This window comes from Streptosporangium sp. H13245, assembly GCF_055690525.1.
Map to the genome: position 1 here is coordinate 93,837 of NZ_JBSZKT010000027.1, position 18,034 is coordinate 111,870.

Here is an 18,034-nt window from a genome sequence, read left to right on the forward strand (position 1 = left end):
TCCCAGGTGTCTCGGTCCGGTGGATCTCAGATCAACCGGGCGAAATGACTCTGGGGCTTGCGGATCACCAAGGTTATCTCGTCGTGAGACGCGGGCCGGCTCCCCCTGGAGAGGGCCTCCACCACCGAGCAGGTGGCGCGGGCAAGCTTACCGAGAGGTCCGCGGAGCGCGGGACCGCTGCCCGCGGAGATGTCCTCGGTCACCATCAGCCCCCGCACCAGGCAGAAGGAGTGCATCCCCTCGCGCGAGGCGATCTGCTCGTAGACGGCGGGCAGCGGGCCCACGGCCCCCGCCGGGGCGAACCTGCGCCACAGCGTCCGCCGCAGCCTCGCGGGCGTCAGCCGGTCGCACGCCCCGTACGCCGAGGCCCGGTCGCGCATCCTGACCAGCAGCAGCCCGCCGGGGCGCAACCCGGTGAGCAGCCGGTCGAGCACCAGCTCTGCGTGCTCGATCCGCTCCAGCAGGAACGACACGTAGACGATGTCGAAAGCCCGCGGGGGCACCGGCACGGAGCGCAGGTCGCCCAGCGCCCAGGAGTCCAGGTCCTTGCGGGCGGACGTGCTCGTGCGCAACACGGGCAGGTCCTCGTCGATCCCGATGACCCTGGACTCCGTCTGCGCCAGATCGAGCGGTTCCGGCCATCCGCACCCGGCGATCAGGATGTCGAGCCGCCGGCCGAGCTGGCCGCTCCACTGCTCCCTGATCCGCTGACTCAACACGTCGTCTCGATCGACGACCGACCTCACCTCTGACATGTAACCGAGAGTAGTCAACTCAGCACGATTCGTCGTGCATTTACCACTCTTTGCGAGAGCGGGCGGCCGGGCAAGTAGCCTTGGGCGGGTACCCCCCGTGTCTTCCCGGCCCGGGGCTGTCGTGTTGCCGTCGTGGGGCTGAGGGCGAATCTGATGAGTCTTTCCGGACTTCTGGACCTTGTCGCCGGGGAGCCTGAGCTGGCTTCCCTTCTTCGGGACGTGCGCGGGGGCGACTCGTCCGACGTGTCGCTGGTCGCGCCGCCGGCGCTGCGTCCCTTCGCGGTGGCGGCGCTGGCGAGGGAGGGCGCCGAGGGGGCGGCCAGGACCGTCCTCGCGGTGACCGCCACCGGGCGCGAGGCCGAGGATCTCGCCTCGGCCGTCACCAGCCTCCTGGGCGAGAGCACCGTCGCGGTCTTCCCCGCCTGGGAGACGCTCCCGCACGAGCGCCTGTCGCCGCGCAGCGACACCGTGGGGCAGCGCCTGGCGGTGCTGCGCAGGCTGGCCCACCCGGTCGAGGGTGACCAGTCGGCGGGGCCGCTGCACGTGGTCGTCGCGCCGATCAGGGCGCTGCTCCAGCCGATCGTCCGGGGGCTGGGCGATTTGCGGCCGGTGCGGCTGCGCGCCGGGGACGACGCCGACCTCGACAGCGTCGTCCACAGCCTCGTGGAGAACGGCTACCACCGGGTCGACATGGTGGAGAAGCGCGGCGAGGTCGCGGTCAGGGGCGGCCTGCTCGACGTCTTCCCCCCCACGGAGGAGCACCCGCTCCGGCTGGAGTTCTGGGGGGACACCGTCGAGGAGATCCGCTGGTTCAAGGTCGCCGACCAGCGTTCGCTGGAGGTGGCCGGGGACGGGCTGTTCGCCGCCCCCTGCCGGGAGCTGCTGCTCACCGCCGACGTCAGGGAGAAGGCGCGGGCGCTCGCCGAGGCGCATCCCTCCCTGGCCGAGATCCTGGAGCAACTGGCCGAGGGCGTGCCGATGGAGGGCATGGAGGCGTTCGCGCCCGTGCTCGCCGGGGAGATGGACCTGCTCATCGACCACCTGCCGGGACAGTCGGCGATCTTCGTGTGCGACCCGGAGCGCATCCGAGGGCGCGCCGACGAGCTGGTGCGGACCAGCCAGGAGTTCCTGGAGGCGTCCTGGATCAACGCGGCCTCCGGCGGCGAGGCGCCGATCGACCTGGACGCGGCGGCGTTCCGCGACCTGGAGGAGGTCCGCGACCACGCGCGGCGGCTCGGCAGGCCCTGGTGGTCGCTCGCGCCGTTCGGCGCCGACGGCGCCGACGACACGGACGGTGGCGGGCGGGCGCTGAGGGCGCGCGAGGTGGAGTCCTACCGGGGCGACACCCAGCGGGCGCTGTCCGACATCAAGGGCTGGCTCGACTCCGACCGGGTCGTCGTCCTGCTGAGCGAGGGCCACGGCCCCGCCGAGCGCATGGTCGAGCTGCTCAAGGGCGTCGACCTGCCCGCGCGCCTGGAGCCCGGCCTCGACACCGTGCCCGACAGGAAGGTCGTCCACGTCACCACGGGCCTGGTCGAGCACGGGTTCGTGACCCCGGCGCTGGCCGTGCTGACCCACCTGGACCTGGTCGGCCAGAAGGCGTCGACCAAGGACATGCGGCGGCTGCCCTCCCGGCGCCGCAACATGGTCGACCCGCTCCAGCTCAAGGTCGGCGACCACGTCGTGCACGAGCAGCACGGCGTGGGCCGCTACGTCGAGATGGTGCAGCGGACCGTGCAGGGCGCCACCCGCGAGTACCTGGTGATCGAGTACGCCAAGGGCGACCGGCTCTACGTGCCGACCGACCAGCTCGACGAGGTCACCCGCTACGTCGGCGGCGAGTCGCCCACGCTCAACCGGATGGGCGGCGCCGACTGGGCCAAGGCCAAGACCAAGGCCAAGAAGGCGGTCAAGGAGATCGCCGGGGAGCTGATCCGCCTGTACTCCGCCCGGATGGCCTCGCCCGGCCACGCCTTCGCGCCCGACAGCCCCTGGCAGCGGGAGATGGAGGACGCCTTCCCGTACGCCGAGACGGGTGACCAGCTGGAGGCGATCGACGAGGTCAAGCGCGACATGGAGCGCCCGATCCCGATGGACCGGCTGATCTGCGGCGACGTGGGCTACGGCAAGACGGAGATCGCGGTCCGGGCGGCGTTCAAGGCGGTGCAGGACGGCAAGCAGGTCGCGGTCCTGGTGCCGACCACGCTGCTGGTGCAGCAGCACATGTCGACCTTCGCCGAGCGGTTCTCCGGGTTCCCGCTGAACGTCAGGCCGCTGTCGCGGTTCCAGAGCGACAGTGAGGTCAAGGCGACCATGGAGGGCATGCGGGAGGGCTCGGTCGACGTCGTGATCGGCACGCACCGGCTGTTCTCGCCCGAGGTCAGGTTCAAGCAGCTCGGCCTGATCATCATCGACGAGGAGCAGCGGTTCGGCGTCGAGCACAAGGAGGCGATGAAGCACCTGCGCACCCAGGTGGACGTGCTGGCCATGTCGGCCACCCCGATCCCCCGGACGCTGGAGATGGGCCTCACCGGCATCAGGGAGATGTCCACGATCCTCACCCCGCCGGAGGAACGGCACCCGATCCTCACCTTCGTCGGCCCGTACGACGAGAAGCAGATCGGCGCCGCGATCCGGCGCGAGCTGATGCGCGACGGCCAGGTCTTCTTCGTCCACAACCGGGTGGCCAGCATCAACAAGGTCTCGGCCATGCTGCGCGAGCTCGTGCCCGAGGCCAGGATCGCCGTCGCGCACGGCCAGATGCAGGAGCACCAGCTGGAGAGGATCATGGTGGGCTTCTGGGAGCGCGACTTCGACGTGCTCGTCTGCACCACGATCGTCGAGTCGGGCCTGGACGTGCCCAACGCCAACACGCTGATCGTCGACCGGGCCGACAACTACGGCCTGTCCCAGCTCCACCAGCTGCGCGGCCGGGTCGGCCGGGGCCGCGAGCGCGGTTACGCCTACTTCCTGTACCCGCCGGAGAAGCCCCTCACCGAGACCGCCCACGAGCGCCTGGCCACCATCTCCCAGCACACCGAGATGGGCGCGGGCATGTACGTGGCGATGAAGGACCTGGAGATCCGCGGCGCGGGCAACATCCTGGGCGCCGAGCAGTCGGGCTTCATCGCGGGCGTCGGCTTCGACCTGTACGTGCGCATGATGGCCGAGGCCGTGCAGGAGCAGAAGGCCAAGCTCGCGGGCACCTACCGGGAGGACGAGCGGCCCGACGTCAAGGTCGAGCTGCCGATCAACGCCCACATCCCGCACGACTACGTCACCTCCGAGCGGCTGCGCCTGGAGGCGTACAAGCGGATCGCCGCGATCGGCTCCGACTCCGACATCGGCGCGGTGCGCGACGAGCTCGTCGACCGGTACGGACGGCCGCCCCAGCAGGTGGAGAACCTGCTGGAGGTCGCCCGCTTCCGCGTCCGCGCCCGCCGTGCCGGGCTCACCGACGTCACCCTCCAGGGGCAGAACATCAAGTTCGCGCCGGTGGACCTGAAGGACTCCCAGCAGGTCAGGCTGCAAAGGCTCTACCCGAAGGCGCTGCTGAAGCAGGCGGCCGGTACGTTGCTGGTGCCGGTGCCCAAGACCAGACCCCTCGGTGGCCAGCCGCTGCGCGACCTGGACCTGCTCAAGTGGTGCGGTGATCTCGTCGAGGCGATGTTCCTCGAAACCGTGCGGGTAGAGTAAGCGACGTTTGTCGTGAAGGGAACGCATGTGAAGTCGACTCGAATTCGCGTCATCCTGGCGGTCGCCGCCGCCGGTGTCGCGCTGACCGCCTGCTCTCCGAACCAGGCCGGTGCCGCCGCCGTCGTGGGCGGGGAGCGCATCAGCTCCGGTGAGCTGGACAGGAACGTGCGCGAGTACGAGGCGGCGCTGGCCAAGGCCAACGTCTCCGCCTCGCAGCTGCAGTTCAAGGACAGCGTCCCGCAGCTCGTGCTCTTCCAGCTGGCCAACGCCAGGCAGCACGCGCAGGTCGCGGCGAGCAAGGGCATCACGGTCACCGAGGGTGAGGTCGACCAGGTGATCACGGGCCAGGGCGGCCAGGAGAAGTTCGAGCAGCAGATGCTCCAGCAGGCCGTGGCGCCCTCGCACGCGCGCGAGTTCATGAAGTCGCAGGTGATGATCAGCAAGCTCATCGCCAAGTACGGCGGCGGCACGGACGAGGCCGCCATCCAGCGCGGCCAGGTGCAGGTGATCAAGGATCTGCAGGCCGTGCCGATCACCTGGAACCCCCGCTACGGCACGCTGAACGAGCAGCGGAGCGAGCAGCAGCCGAGCGTCTTCGTCGACGCCGGACGGTTCGGCGCCCCCGCGGCTCCCGGCCCCGCCGACGCGCCGCCCGCGCCGCCGCAGCAGTAGCCTCCGGGCATGCCGCTGATCGTCGTCACCACCTCGCCCCGGGTCGCCCCGGGGCTGCTCAGCCGTCACGCGTGGCGGGTCCTTGAGGAGGGCCCGGTACGCACCGGGTCCGCGGACCACCCGCACCTGCCCTACCTGGCGGAGGCCGGGGTCGAGGTCGAGGTGGTCGTCCCGGACCCGGCCGCGCTGGTCCGCGAGGCCGGGTCGGCGACCGTCGTGTGGCTGGAGGCCGACGAGGCGCTGATGCGCTCCATCGGCTACGCCGCCGTGGCGCTCGACGAGCCGCCGGTGATCGAGGTCGTGCCGGGCTCGTACGACCTGCCGGGCGCGCGGCTGCTCGACCTGGTCTCGGTGATGGACCGGCTCCGGGTCGAATGCCCCTGGGACGCCCGCCAGACCCACGAGTCCCTGGCCCCGTACCTCATCGAGGAGGCCTACGAGGTGCTGGAGACCATCGAGGAGGGCGACCACGCCGCGCTGCGCGAGGAGCTGGGCGACCTGCTCCTCCAGGTGGCCTTCCACGCGCGGGTCGCCGCCGAGAGGCCCGACGGGTTCGACGTCGACGACGTGGCCGAGGGCATCGTCGCCAAGCTCGTCCGCCGCCACCCGCACGTCTTCGCCGACACCCGGGTGGAGGGCGCGGGCGAGGTCAGCGCCAACTGGGAGACCATCAAGGCCGCCGAGCGCGCGGCCAAGAACGGCGGCGACCCGGGCTCGGCCGTCGACGGCGTCCCGATGGGCCAGCCTGCGCTCTCCCTCGCCGCGCAGCTCCTGCGCCGCGCCGAGCGCGCCGGGGCCCCCGCCGCCCTCCCTGAGGAGGTTCCCGCCGACGGCCTGGGCGCCAGGCTCTTCGAGCTCGTACGGCAGGCGGGGGAGGCCGGGCTCGACCCGGAAGCCGAGCTGCGCGCCGTCGCCCGCGCCTACCGCGACCGGGTCCGCGCCCAGCGCCCCTGAGACCGCGCTTCCGGGTCCTCCGCCCCGGAACGAAGCCCGGCCTCGTCACCCCCCCAGCCCAGCCACCCACCAAACCCCAGCCACCTCCCAGACCCCGGCAACCTCTCAGACCCTGGCCACCTCCCCGGATCTTGGCCGCCCCCTGCCCCCGGACGTCTCCCGGTCACCTTCCGGCCCGCCTCCCGACCCCGTACGGTCACCGTCCGGAGGCGTCCCGGCAGCCCTACCGGTTAGTAGGTCTCGGTAGGCTTCTGAGGCAAACTGTCCTGCGACTTTAGGAGCGCTTCGTGGCTTCCATCGAGGGCGTTACCGCCCGAGAGATCCTTGACTCCCGGGGCAACCCGACGGTTGAGGTCGACATCCTCCTGGACGACGGCAGCCAGGGGCGTGCCGCGGTTCCCAGCGGCGCGTCCACCGGCCAGTTCGAGGCCGTCGAGCTGCGTGACGGCGACGAGCGCTACGGCGGCAAGGGTGTCGAGAAGGCCGTTCTCGGGGTGACCGACGAGATCGCCGACGAGATCCTCGGGTTCGACGCCACCGAGCAGCGCAGCATCGACCAGGTCATGATCGACCTGGACGGCACGCCCAACAAGGCCCGCCTTGGTGCCAACGCCATCCTGGGTGTCTCGCTCGCCGTGGCCAAGGCCGCCGCGGAGAGCGCCGAGCTGCCGCTCTTCCGCTACCTCGGCGGTCCGAACGCGCACGTGCTGCCGGTGCCGATGATGAACATCCTGAACGGCGGCGCGCACGCCGACAGCAACGTCGACATCCAGGAGTTCATGATCGCCCCGATCGGGGCGGAGACGTTCCGCGAGGCCGTCCGGATGGGCACCGAGGTCTACCACGCCCTCAAGGCCGTGCTGAAGGAGAAGGGCTACGCCACCGGCCTCGGCGACGAGGGCGGTTTCGCGCCGAGCCTGCCCTCCAACCGCGACGCGCTCGACCTGATCCTGGTCGCCATCGAGAAGGCCGGATACGTCGCGGGTGAGGACATCGGGCTCGCCCTCGACGTGGCCGCCTCCGAGTTCCACTCGGACGGCGTCTACACCATCGACGGCAAGGGCCTGTCCGCCACCGAGCTGATCGCCTTCTACGAGGACCTGGTCGCGAACTACCCGCTGGTCTCCATCGAGGACCCGCTGGACGAGAGCGACTGGGAGGGCTGGAACGCCATCACCCGCGCCCTGGGCGACAAGGTCCAGCTGGTCGGCGACGACCTGTTCGTGACCAACCCCGAGCGCCTGGGCCGCGGCATCGCCGAGGGCACCGCCAACGCGCTGCTGGTCAAGGTCAACCAGATCGGCACCCTGACCGAGACCCTCGACGCCGTGGACCTGGCCCACCGCAGCGGGTACCGCTGCATGATGAGCCACCGTTCCGGCGAGACCGAGGACACCACGATCGCCGACCTCGCCGTGGCCACCAACTGCGGCCAGATCAAGACCGGTGCCCCGGCCCGCTCCGACCGGGTGGCCAAGTACAACCAGTTGCTCCGCATCGAGGAGCTTCTGGACGACGCGGCCCGTTACGCGGGTCGTGCCGCCTTCCCGCGTTTCCGGCGGTAGTTTCGTCTCGCGGCCCGCGTCCGGATCCGGGCGCGGGCCACACCGCGGACGAGCGCCGGCCTCCCCGCTCCGGCCCCGTCCGAGGAGACCGGAGCGAGAAGATCACCGGAGATCACCGGAGATCGACGCGGGGCACGGTGGACGACGCCACGAGAGCGCGGAGACGAAGGAGGGCGCATGGCGGCACGGCCGCAGCTGACGGGACGGGCCGCGGTGCTCGCGATCGTGGTGTGCGCGATCGCCATGAGCCTCGCCTACCCCATCAGGGAGTACGTCGCCCAGCGCCGCCAGATCGCCCAGCTGGAGCAGGAGAAGGCCAGGGAGATCGCCGCGATCAAGGCCCTGGACGACCGTTCCAAGCAGCTCCTCGACCCCGGCTTCATCAAGCGGCAGGGCAGGGAGCGGCTCTTCTACTGCGACCCCGGGCAGAAGTGCTACGTCGTCATGGGCGAGTCGCCCTCGTCGGGCCGGGGCACGACCGGTGAGCGCAAGACCGTCGCCAAACCGCCGTGGTACGAGACGCTCTGGGACTCGGTCAAGGCCGCCGACAGCGGCAGGGGGCAGAAGGCGGCCAAGGCCGCCGGATGACGCCGATACCCTGGTTGTCGTCTTTCAGGGGGTGTCACGAATGGTTGACGATCGCGACGTGGCGGCGGTGGAGCGACAGCTCGGCCGGACGCCGCGCGGACTGCGTGGGGTGGCGCACCGCTGCCCGTGCGGGCTTCCCGACGTCGTCGAGACCGCCCCGAGGCTGCCCGACGGCTCCCCCTTCCCGACCCTGTTCTACCTCACGTGCCCCAGGGCCGCCTCGGCCATCGGCACGCTGGAGACCTCGGGGATGATGCGGGACATGCAGGCCAGGCTCGCCGACGACCCGGAGCTGGCCGCCGCGTACCGGGCCGCCCACGACGACTACGTGACGCGCCGCGACAGGGCGGCGGCCGAGGACGGCCTGGAGCCGCTGCCCCGCGACATGCAGAGCACCGGGGGCATGCCCACCCGGGTGAAGTGCCTGCACGCCCTGGTCGGGCACGAGCTCGCCGTCCCGGGGAGCAGCCCCTTCGGCCGCGAGGCCCTCGACGCGCTCGGCGACTGGTGGTCCGCCGGGCCGTGCGCCGCCCAACCCGCCGGGCCGTGCGCGGCCCACCCCGTAGTACCGACCACGAAGGAGACCGAGTGATCCGCGTCGCCGCGATCGACTGTGGCACCAACTCCGTCCGCCTGCTCGTCGCCGACGTCGGCAGGGACCGGCTGACCGACCTGGAACGCCGCATGGAGATCGTCCGGCTGGGCCAGGGGGTCGACAGGACCGGCAGGCTGGCCCCGGAGGCCCTGGAGCGTACGTTCACCGCCATGCGCGGCTACGCCGGGCTCATCGAGGAGCACGGGGCCTCCTCGGTCCGCGTGGTCGCCACCAGCGCGACGAGGGACGCCGCCAACCGCCAGGACTTCGTGGACGGCGTACGCGACATCTTCGGCGTGGAGCCCGAGGTGATCACCGGTGCGGAGGAGGCGGCGCTGTCGTTCTCCGGGGCCACCCGCGATCTCGTGCGGTTCTCGCACGAGACGGGCCTGCCCGCCCCCGACGGCACCCGCCCCCCGTACCTCGTGGTCGACATCGGCGGCGGCTCGACCGAGTTCGTGCTCGGCTCGACCCACGTGGAGGCCGCGCTCTCGGTCGACATCGGGTGTGTCCGGCTGACCGAGCGTCACCTGCGCGACGCGGGTGACCCGCCGTCGGCGGAGGCGATCGAGGCGATGACCGCCGACATCGACGACGCGCTCGACCGGGTCGCGGCCGAGGTGCCCGTGGAGCGGGCGCTGACGATGGTCGGGCTCGCGGGCTCCGTCACCACCGTGGCCGGAATAGCGCTTGAGCTGCCGGAATACGACCCGGAGAAAATCCACCACTCGCGAATTGCAGCAGGTCAGGTGCATGACATCGCCGAGCGCTTGCTTGGAATGACCGTTGAACGGCGGGCCGCGATTCCCATCATGCATCCCGGCAGGGTCGACGTGATCGGGGCGGGCGCGCTCATCCTGGACCGGATAGTGACCCGCTACGGCTTCGGCGATGTGGTCGCCAGCGAGCACGACATCCTTGATGGCATTGCGTGGTCGGTCGCTGACTCATAACAAGACCTAGACAATTCGCCTGTTTAGGGAGTATTGAGGAAAGCTTCCCGTTTATGGTTAGGTAAAGAAGCTTTAGTGAGGCTTTGCCGTGGGGCCCGGCACAGCTGTTGTCGGGGCGGCAACCGTCTCCTGAGCGATTTTGCTTCCCAACGAACGGAGCATCCCCTCATGAAGTCCGGACTAGCCAGAAAGCTAGCCGCAGCAGGAGCCAGCGCGGCCATGCTGGCGACCATGGCAGTAGGCATGCTGGCCACGCCCGCAGCGGCGGCCAGTGGGTCGAGCCAGGCGGGGAAGGTGGCCTCGGCCGCCAAGCCCAGGCCCGCCGTCTCTGCCGGAACCCCCAAGGCGTCGCCCGCGAAGTACGCGGGTGAGTGCCCCGTCGGCGTGACCTTCTCCTCGAAGCTCAAGGTGAAGGCCGTCAAGAGCAAGACCACGGTCGCCTACCGATGGCTGCGTGGAGACGGCTCCAAGAGCAAGGTGAAGTCCTTCACCTTCCGCGGCAAGGGCGTCAAGAGCTTCACGGTCAAGGAGAAGGCCACCTTCAAGGGTGACGTCAAGGGCTGGCAGGCCGTCCAGGTCCTGTCCCCGCGCGGCGCCACCTCCTCGAAGGGCTACTTCTCGGTCTCCTGTGGCTCCGGTGAGGACGACCACGAGATCAAGTCTCCTCCCCGCGTCAGCGCCGAGGTGTGGGTCGACGAGGGCAACTGCAAGGCTGCCCTGATCGGTCGCATCGAGGCCTCCGGTACCCGCTGGGTGCACTACCGCTGGGTCGTCAACGGCCGCGTCGTCGAGCGTGACACCGTTCGCGTCAACGGCTCGCGCAAGGTCTTCCACGTGATCAAGCCCCGTGACGACTTCAGGGGCTGGGCCTCGCTGCAGATCGTCGGCCCGGTGGAGACCTCCTCCAACCGCGCCTACTTCAAGATCCGCTGTGAGGACACGTCGCCGAAGGTCTGGGCGTCCGTCGACGCTCCGTCCTTCTACGCCGGCACCTGCCCGACGACCCGTACGTTCACCGGCACGATCAGCGCGAGCGGTCGTACGACCGTGAAGTACCGCTGGCTCACCAACGGTGTGGCGGGCGACTGGAAGTACGCCCACTTCAGCGGCTACGGCTCGCAGAGCCAGAGCGTGTCCGACAGCTGGACCGCCTCGGCCTCCGGCGAGTCCAAGCGTGCGATCGAGATCTACGGTGGCTCGACCACCAGCACCGTGGTGGGCAAGGTCTTCTGCAAGCCCGTCCCGACGCCGACCCCGACGCCCACCCCCACTCCGACCCCCACCCCCACCGCGACCCCCGCTCCCTGAGGGCACGGTAGACGGTAGGTCGAAGTAGCGCGCCCGGCGGCTGACGCCGGGCCGCGTCCCAAGTGAGACAGGCGGCGTCCGCACCCAGCGGGCGCCGCCTCTCGCGTTCCCGAGCTCCTCTTCCAAAGCCCGCGCTTTCCCGAGCCCCTCTTCCAAAGGCCGCGTACGCGTTACGGACCGGGCGGTCTCCCGCGTCGGGCACCATCAAAGGCATGACCTACGTTCCTCCCGGATCCGGCTGGCCCGGTGACCCCGCCCGGCCCGGTACCCCCGTCGCCCACGACCCCGCCGAAGTGCGGAAACTCGCGGGGGAGAGCCGTACCCTCGCGGAGCTCACGGCCGCGCAGTCGGTCTGCCGGGCCTGCGCGCGCCTGGTGGAGTGGCGCGAGGAGGTGGCGACGGTCAAGAGGCGGGCGTTCGCCGAGGAGACCTACTGGGGCCGGCCCATCGCCGGGTGGGGCGACGAGCGGCCCGAGGTCCTCATCGTCGGGCTGGCCCCGGCGGCGCACGGCGGCAACCGGACCGGGAGGATCTTCACCGGAGACCGCAGCGGCGACTGGCTGTTCGCCTCGCTGTACCGGACGGGCCTGGCCGTACAGGAGACCAGCGTCCGCGCCGACGACGGCCAGCGGCTCGTCGGCGCGCGGATGGTGGCGGCGGTCCGGTGCGCCCCGCCCGCCAACAAGCCCGAGCCCGCCGAGCGGGCCGCCTGCCTCCCCTGGCTGTCCCGCGAGGTCGCCCTGGTCTCGGCGGACGTACGGGTGGTCGTCGCGCTGGGAGGTTTCGCCTGGCAGGCGATCTGGCCCGCGCTGCGGGACGCCGGGTACGTCCTGCCCCGGCCGAGACCGTCCTTCGGGCACGGCGCGGAGGTGGAGATCACCTCTCCCCAGGGAAGTCCCGCGTATCTTCTCGGCTGCTACCACCCCAGCCAGCAGAACACCTTCACCGGCCGGGTGACCGCGCGGATGCTCGACGACCTCTTCACCAGGGCGAACGCGCTTCGCGGCTTGTGAACTCGATCACAAAGAGAAGATCTCCGGGAATTCTCCGGAGAAGAGCGGCTGTTTCTAGCCAGTAGCGGAAATTCTGACCGTCTTGCCAGGTGGGCGGCTGGCGTGATCGGGAGCGCGAGCGTATCCTTGTGAAAGGTTTCACAAGCTTCGAAACGAAGGATGGCGTCGAAGTGAACCGCAACTCCAAGCACATCGTGGTCGTCGGCGGAGGCTACGTCGGCCTCTACACCGTGCTGCGCCTGCAGCACACGCTCCGCGGGCAACTGCGCGACGGAAGCGTGCGAATCACCGTCCTGACCCCCGAATCCCACATGACCTACCAGCCCTTCCTCCCCGAGGCCGCCGCGGGCAACCTCTCGCCCCGGCACGTGGTCGTCCCGCTCCGCCGCGTGCTCTCGAAGGCGGCGATCCTCAACGGCAAGGTCTCCAAGGTCAACCACGCGGCCAAGTCCGTCACCTTCGCGCCCAACGTGGGCACGCCGCACGAGATCGACTACGACATCCTGGTGATGGCCGCCGGATCGATCTCCCGTACGCTCCCCATCCCCGGCCTGGCCGACGCCGCGATCGGCTTCAAGACGGTCGGCGAGGCGATCGCGCTGCGCAACCGGGTGCTCGAACTCCTCGACCGGGCCGAGAGCGACGACGACGAGGCCCTGCGCAGGCGTGCCCTGACGTTCGTCGTGGTCGGCGGGGGCTTCGCGGGTGTCGAGGCGCTCGCCGAGCTGGAGGACATGGCGGTCGACGCCGCCCGCTACTACCGCAACATCTCCCGCGAGGACATGCGCTGGATCCTCGTCGAGGCCGCCGACCGCATCCTCCCCGAGGTCGGCCCCGAGATGGGCGCCTGGACCGCCGAGCAGCTGCGCGAGCGCGGCATCGAGGTCAAGATGAAGACCCGCCTCGACTCCTGCGTGGGCGGCCTGGTCAAGCTCTCCGACGGCGACGAGTTCGAGGCCGCCACCATCGTGTGGACCGCCGGGGTGAAGCCCAGCCCGGTCGTCAACGCGGGAGACCTGCCCCTCGACGAGCGCGGCCGGATCAAGACGACCGCCCGGCTGACCGTGGTCGGCGTCGAGGACGCCTACTCGGCCGGAGACGTGGCCGGGGTGCCCGACCTGACCAACCCCGGCGAGTACTGCGCGCCCAACGCGCAGCACGCCGTACGGCAGGCCAAGGTCCTCGCGGACAACATCACCCGGAGCCTGCGCGGGCAGGAGCTGGCCGACTACCGGCACAGGTACGTCGGCTCCGTCGCCGGGCTCGGCCTGCACAAGGGCGTCGCCAACGTCTACGGGGTCAAGCTCCGCGGGCTCGCCGCGTGGTTCATGCACCGCACCTACCACCTGTCGCGGGTGCCCACCTTCAACCGCAAGGTCCGCGTGACGGCAGACTGGACCCTGGCGCTCTTCTTCAAGCGCGAGACCGTCTCCCTCGGAGAGATCGAGGAGCCGCGCACCGAGTTTCGCGCCGCGGCGAGGAACTGAACGCCCGGCCCCGGAGGCCGGACCGCACCCCCGAACCCGGCGCCGGGCGACGAGCCCGCCGCCGGGTTCGCCGTTCCCGGCGGTGTGCTATTCCTTGACCGGGTCCCCCGAAGGGGGGACGATCCACAGATTCTCAGCGGAAGTGATGCGACGGTTGCCTTGAGCAGTTACGCATGAGTGGTCCGTTACGTATGATTACGGCGCCCCCGTAGCCCAATGGCAGAGGCAAACCCCTTAAAAGGGTTCGAGTGAGGGTTCGAGTCCCTCCGGGGGCACTCATGATGATCTGCCGAACAAGGCCCATGACCAGTGAAAACGCGGTCGCGGGCCTTTCCTCGTTATCCCGCTCTCCATGGCCGGTGCCGAACGGCCACGGCCGCCCATCCCAAATGCGCCCGCAAAACTTTTGAGGTTACCTAAATGTGATCCGTCTCCTCGGGGGCGTTCGGGATTCGCCGCCAGCCGCCTCTCCCGGCGACCCCGGCGACCCCGGCGACCCCGGCGACCCCGGCGCGCCTCGCGCGGGCGGAGCGGTCCCGGGACGATTCGTCTCGCCGTCTGGGATTCGATGGACCCCTGGTATAAAATAGTAACCATGAGGGACGAGGCGAACCTGGAGCCCATGCTCCGGGCGGACGGGATCGCCCGCCAGGTGATCGGTCACATCGGGGACAAGTGGTCCCTGCTGGTGATCGCGGCACTGGGGCACGGCGCCCAGCGCTTCTCCCGGCTCAAGGCGCGGATCGAGGGCATCAACCAGCGCATGCTGACCCGGACGCTGCGGGCCCTGGAGCGCGACGGCATCGTCGAGCGAAATGTCTATCCGACCTCGCCGCCCACGGTGGAGTATGTGCTTACCCGGATGGGGCGCGACCTGTCGGTGGCCGTGACCGGCATCTGCGAGTGGGCGCGCCGCAACCTCGACGAGGTCGAGGCGTCGCAGCGGCTTTTCGACGAGCGATCGGCGAAACAGACGTGAGGCCCGGGAACCGGACGCGCTACCCGTTCGTTGGCAATATCGGCGGTAGCCGTACGGTCACTTGGACAACATAGATATCAGCACGATACGGCCGTGTGACAACCGATCTAATACGCTGATCGCGTAGGTCGCAGCGTGGAGGCAGCGATGGAGAGCAAGAACCCGGTATTCAGTCGGCAGGCCAAGGGCCAGCAGCAAGGCTGGGGCGTGCCGACCCCCACCCCTGACCAGCTTCAGGGCATGTACAACACGCCGTCATACGCGCCGCCCGCACAGCGGACGATGACGATTGACGACGTGGTCGTGCGTGGTTTCATCACACTTGGCACGCTTGTCGTCTCGGCAGCGGTCGCCTGGGTGCTCAACCTCGGCATGGTCGCGGCGATCGCCGGTGTCATCGTCGGCCTGATCCTCGCCCTGGTCATCTCGTTCAAGTCCAGCACCAACCCCGTGCTGATCCTCGGTTACTCGGTCGCCTACGGCGTCGCCGTCGGTGTGATCAGCCACGTCTACAACGATCTGTACAGCGGCATCGTCTTCCAGGCGGTGGTCGGCACGGCCCTGGCCTTCGCCGCCATGCTGACCGTTTACTCGCTGCGCATCATCCGCGTGACGCCGAAGTTCACCAAGTTCGTCGTGGCCGCGGCCCTGGGCCTGATGGGCCTCGCGCTCATCAACCTGGTCGCCGGGTTCTTCATCGAGGACGGCATCGGCATCCGGTCGGGTGGCGTGCTGGCCTACGCGTTCAGCATCGCCGCGATCCTCGTCGGCTGCTTCTTCCTGCTCCTCGACTTCGACGAGGTCGAGCGCGGGGTGAAGAACGGCGCCCCCGAGAAGTACTCGTGGCTGATGGCCTTCGGCCTGACCGTCACCCTGGTCTGGATCTACCTGGAGATCCTGCGCCTGCTGAGCTACTTCTCAAGCAGCGACTGACGAACCACCGGCGGCCCCGCCGGATCCCCTCAGGCCGGGCCCGTCAGGTTTCAGGCAACCGAACCGCCCCGCTCGCGATGACCGAGTTCATCGCGAGCGGGGCGGTTCGTCTGTTCCAGCCGTTCCCCACCTCCGTCACGGTGGATCGGCCGGAAGAACGATGATCTCGTGGCGGCGGGGCCGCGCGCCCCGGTCGCCCCGGCCGGGGAGGTCAGGAGCGGTGTGCCGTCCGCCGCCGGTCCGGCCGAGGACGGCGGCACCGGATCGGGCCCTTCGGACTTTTCGTTTTTCCGAGGAGACACGTGAGTGAACGGGAGGCAACGGGGGATAGACGAACCGCGACGGAAGAGAGCATCCCGGGGCTTGCTATCTGGGCTTTCGTGATGCACTGTCGAGCAAAGGAGCCTATCCGTGGAGGTGCCCATGTCGTTGAACCACTCACTGGAGACGCAGAGCAAGCTGATCGCAAGGGTCCCGGACATCACGGGACGCGCACTCCCAGAGTGGTTCCAGGCAATCGACAACGGCCCGTCGTTCCTTCGCTGTGACGAGCGTGCCACCTGGCTCGCCGATGAGCACGGGCTGACCCACGGCTACGCCGCCGCCATTGTGCACGAGCACGAGCGGCATCGCCGTACCCGCTATCTGTAGTCGACTATCTCCGTGAAGCCCGCGCCACTTCGGTGGTGCGGGCTTTGATGTGCGGGCCATGATGGGGTCATGGATCATGACAAGGCACGCGCGTTCATCCGCGCCAACCACCGCGCGGTCATGCTGACCTCGCACGCCGACGGACGCCCGCAACTCTCCCCGGTCGTCGTGGGGCTCGACGCGGAGGGGAACGCGATCGTCAGCACCCGGGAGACCGCGGCGAAGACGCGCAACCTCCGCAGGAACCCGCAGGTGTCGCTCTGCGTGACGGCCGACGCCTTCTTCGGTGAGTGGATCCAGATCGACGGCGTCGCGGAGATCGTCCCGCTGCCCGAGGCGATGGATCTCCTGGTCGGCTACTACCGCGACATCTCCGGTGAGCATCCCGACTGGGACGACTACCGGGCCGCCATGGAGCGGGAGCGGCGGGTGATCCTGAGGATCGCGATCACCCGCGCCGGTCCCGACGTGCACGGCTGATCGGTCTCCGGTACGGAGGCGTCGCGGCCGGGCGCCGGATCCCCGAGCGCCCGGCCGGACTCATCCTTCACGCCAGGAGAGCCGGTCTCAGCTGAGGCGTTCCAGCACCATGGCCATGCCCTGGCCGCCGCCGACGCACATGGTCTCCAGGCCGATCGACCTGTCGTGGAAGGCGAGGCTGTTGATCAGCGTGGAGGTGATGCGGGCGCCGGTCATCCCGAAGGGGTGGCCGACCGCGATGGCGCCGCCGTTGACGTTGAGCCGGTCGAGGTCGATCCCGAGGTCCCGGTAGGACGGGATGACCTGGGCGGCGAACGCCTCGTTGATCTCGACGAGGTCGACGTCGCCGATGGCCATGCCCGCCCTGGCCAGGGCCTGCTTCGAGGCCTCGACCGGGCCCAGGCCCATGATCTCGGGGGACAGGCCGGTCACCCCGGTGGAGACGATCCGGGCGAGCGGGGTGATGCCGAGTTCGGCGGCCCTGGTGTCGCTCATCACGATCACGGCGGCGGCGCCGTCGTTCAGCGGGCAGCAGTTGCCCGCGGTGACCGTACCGTCGGGCCGGAAGACCGGCTTGAGCTGGGAGACCGCCTCGTACGTGGTCCCGGCGCGGGGGCCGTCGTCCCTGCTCACCACGGTCCCGTCGGGCAGCGTCACCGGGGTGATGTCCCTCTCCCAGAAGCCGTTGGCGAGGGCCTTCTCCGCCAGGTTCTGGGAGCGGACGCCGAACTCGTCCTGCTCCTGCCGGGAGACGCCCTTCAGACCGGCGAGGTTCTCCGCCGTCTGGCCCATCGCCACGTAGACGTCGGGCACCTGGCCGTCCTCGCGCGGGTCGTGCCAGACCCCCTTGCCGCCCTCGGCGGCACTGACCGAGCGGGCGTGGGCGTCGCCGAACAGCGGGTTCATCGTGTCGGGCCCCTGGTCGGAGCTGCCGTTCTTGAGGCGGGAGACGCACTCCACGCCCGCCGAGACGAACACGTCACCCTCGCCCGCCTTGATCGCGTGCAGGGCCATTCGGGTGGTCTGCAGCGAGGACGAGCAGTAGCGGGTCACGGTGGTGCCCGGCACGGTGTCCAGGCCGAGCAGGGTGGCGACCACGCGGCCCATGTTGAAGCCCTGCTCGCCGCCCGGCAGGCCGCAGCCCAGCATGAGGTCGTCGATCGTGGTCGGGTCGAGCTGGGGGACCTTGGCAAGCGCGGCCTGGATCATCTGTACGGTCAGGTCGTCGGGGCGGATGTCCGTGAGGGACCCCTTGAAGGCGCGTCCGATGGGCGAGCGCGCGGTCGCGACGATGACTGCCTCGGGCATGTGGCTCTCCTGGGTTCGTGTCTGCTCCTCCAGCGGAGCGTACCGTGCGGTATGCCCGAAGCCACGCCCCGGGGGCGCGGTAACAGAACTTTGTACG

At 69.9% G+C, this 18,034-nt stretch carries 16 protein-coding genes and 1 tRNA gene; 15 read left to right on the top strand and 2 right to left on the bottom strand.

Annotation, left to right across the window (positions count from 1 at the left end; translation table 11 throughout):
- Positions 1 to 26: 26 nt before the first annotated feature.
- Positions 27 to 755 (bottom strand): class I SAM-dependent methyltransferase, encoded by a 729-nt coding sequence (locus ACW9TB_RS28780; protein WP_472751204.1) that lies wholly within the window; start codon positions 753 to 755, stop codon positions 27 to 29.
- A 153-nt stretch (positions 756 to 908) separates the two neighbouring features.
- Between ACW9TB_RS28780 and mfd the strand changes: the two genes are divergently transcribed.
- The 15 genes from mfd (at position 909) to ACW9TB_RS28855 (ending at position 16,629) form a co-directional block, all read left to right on the top strand.
- Positions 909 to 4,451 (top strand): transcription-repair coupling factor, encoded by a 3,543-nt coding sequence (mfd, locus tag ACW9TB_RS28785; RefSeq protein WP_472751205.1) that lies wholly within the window; start codon positions 909 to 911, stop codon positions 4,449 to 4,451.
- A 27-nt stretch (positions 4,452 to 4,478) separates the two neighbouring features.
- Positions 4,479 to 5,123, top strand: a complete 645-nt coding sequence (locus tag ACW9TB_RS28790) for a SurA N-terminal domain-containing protein (protein ID WP_472751206.1) — start codon at positions 4,479 to 4,481, stop codon at positions 5,121 to 5,123.
- Between the two features lie 9 nt (positions 5,124 to 5,132).
- Complete coding sequence (locus ACW9TB_RS28795; protein ID WP_472751207.1) at positions 5,133 to 6,077, top strand: nucleoside triphosphate pyrophosphohydrolase; 945 nt, start codon at positions 5,133 to 5,135, stop codon at positions 6,075 to 6,077.
- Positions 6,078 to 6,364: 287 nt separating this feature from the next.
- Positions 6,365 to 7,642: a phosphopyruvate hydratase gene (eno, locus tag ACW9TB_RS28800; RefSeq protein WP_472751208.1), complete on the top strand. Its 1,278-nt coding sequence runs from the start codon at positions 6,365 to 6,367 to the stop codon at positions 7,640 to 7,642.
- A 177-nt stretch (positions 7,643 to 7,819) separates the two neighbouring features.
- Entirely contained in the window at positions 7,820 to 8,230 is a 411-nt protein-coding gene (locus ACW9TB_RS28805) for an FtsB family cell division protein (RefSeq protein WP_472751209.1), read from the top strand.
- A gap of 40 nt (positions 8,231 to 8,270) precedes the next feature.
- Positions 8,271 to 8,822, top strand: a complete 552-nt coding sequence (locus ACW9TB_RS28810; protein ID WP_472751210.1) for a DUF501 domain-containing protein — start codon at positions 8,271 to 8,273, stop codon at positions 8,820 to 8,822.
- Complete coding sequence (locus ACW9TB_RS28815) at positions 8,819 to 9,778, top strand: Ppx/GppA phosphatase family protein (protein ID WP_472751211.1); 960 nt, start codon at positions 8,819 to 8,821, stop codon at positions 9,776 to 9,778. Before ACW9TB_RS28810 ends, ACW9TB_RS28815 begins: the two co-directional genes overlap by 4 nt.
- Before the next feature lie 231 nt (positions 9,779 to 10,009).
- A complete protein-coding gene (locus ACW9TB_RS28820; RefSeq protein WP_472751212.1) occupies positions 10,010 to 11,086 on the top strand; it encodes a hypothetical protein in 1,077 nt (358 codons plus the stop codon).
- Between the two features lie 212 nt (positions 11,087 to 11,298).
- The gene (locus ACW9TB_RS28825) at positions 11,299 to 12,099 is read left to right on the top strand and encodes a uracil-DNA glycosylase (RefSeq protein ID WP_472751213.1); all 801 of its coding nucleotides are present in this window, start codon (positions 11,299 to 11,301) and stop codon (positions 12,097 to 12,099) included.
- A gap of 170 nt (positions 12,100 to 12,269) precedes the next feature.
- Positions 12,270 to 13,586 (top strand): NAD(P)/FAD-dependent oxidoreductase, encoded by a 1,317-nt coding sequence (locus tag ACW9TB_RS28830; RefSeq protein ID WP_472751214.1) that lies wholly within the window; start codon positions 12,270 to 12,272, stop codon positions 13,584 to 13,586.
- A 202-nt stretch (positions 13,587 to 13,788) separates the two neighbouring features.
- A tRNA-Leu gene (locus ACW9TB_RS28835) sits at positions 13,789 to 13,861 on the top strand.
- A 320-nt stretch (positions 13,862 to 14,181) separates the two neighbouring features.
- Positions 14,182 to 14,565 carry a winged helix-turn-helix transcriptional regulator gene (locus ACW9TB_RS28840; RefSeq protein WP_472751215.1) on the top strand — a complete coding sequence of 128 codons (384 nt, stop codon included), beginning with the start codon at positions 14,182 to 14,184 and terminating at the stop codon, positions 14,563 to 14,565.
- A 147-nt stretch (positions 14,566 to 14,712) separates the two neighbouring features.
- Positions 14,713 to 15,498, top strand: coding sequence for a Bax inhibitor-1/YccA family protein (locus ACW9TB_RS28845; RefSeq protein WP_472751216.1), 786 nt, complete (start codon positions 14,713 to 14,715; stop codon positions 15,496 to 15,498).
- Positions 15,499 to 15,921: 423 nt separating this feature from the next.
- Complete coding sequence (locus ACW9TB_RS28850) at positions 15,922 to 16,149, top strand: DUF4287 domain-containing protein (protein ID WP_329093696.1); 228 nt, start codon at positions 15,922 to 15,924, stop codon at positions 16,147 to 16,149.
- A 69-nt stretch (positions 16,150 to 16,218) separates the two neighbouring features.
- Positions 16,219 to 16,629, top strand: a complete 411-nt coding sequence (locus ACW9TB_RS28855; protein ID WP_472751217.1) for a PPOX class F420-dependent oxidoreductase — start codon at positions 16,219 to 16,221, stop codon at positions 16,627 to 16,629.
- Between the two features lie 87 nt (positions 16,630 to 16,716).
- Here ACW9TB_RS28855 and ACW9TB_RS28860 read toward each other — a convergent pair whose 3' ends face one another.
- Positions 16,717 to 17,937 carry an acetyl-CoA C-acetyltransferase gene (locus ACW9TB_RS28860; RefSeq protein WP_472751218.1) on the bottom strand — a complete coding sequence of 407 codons (1,221 nt, stop codon included), beginning with the start codon at positions 17,935 to 17,937 and terminating at the stop codon, positions 16,717 to 16,719.
- Between the last annotated feature and the right edge of the window lie 97 nt (positions 17,938 to 18,034).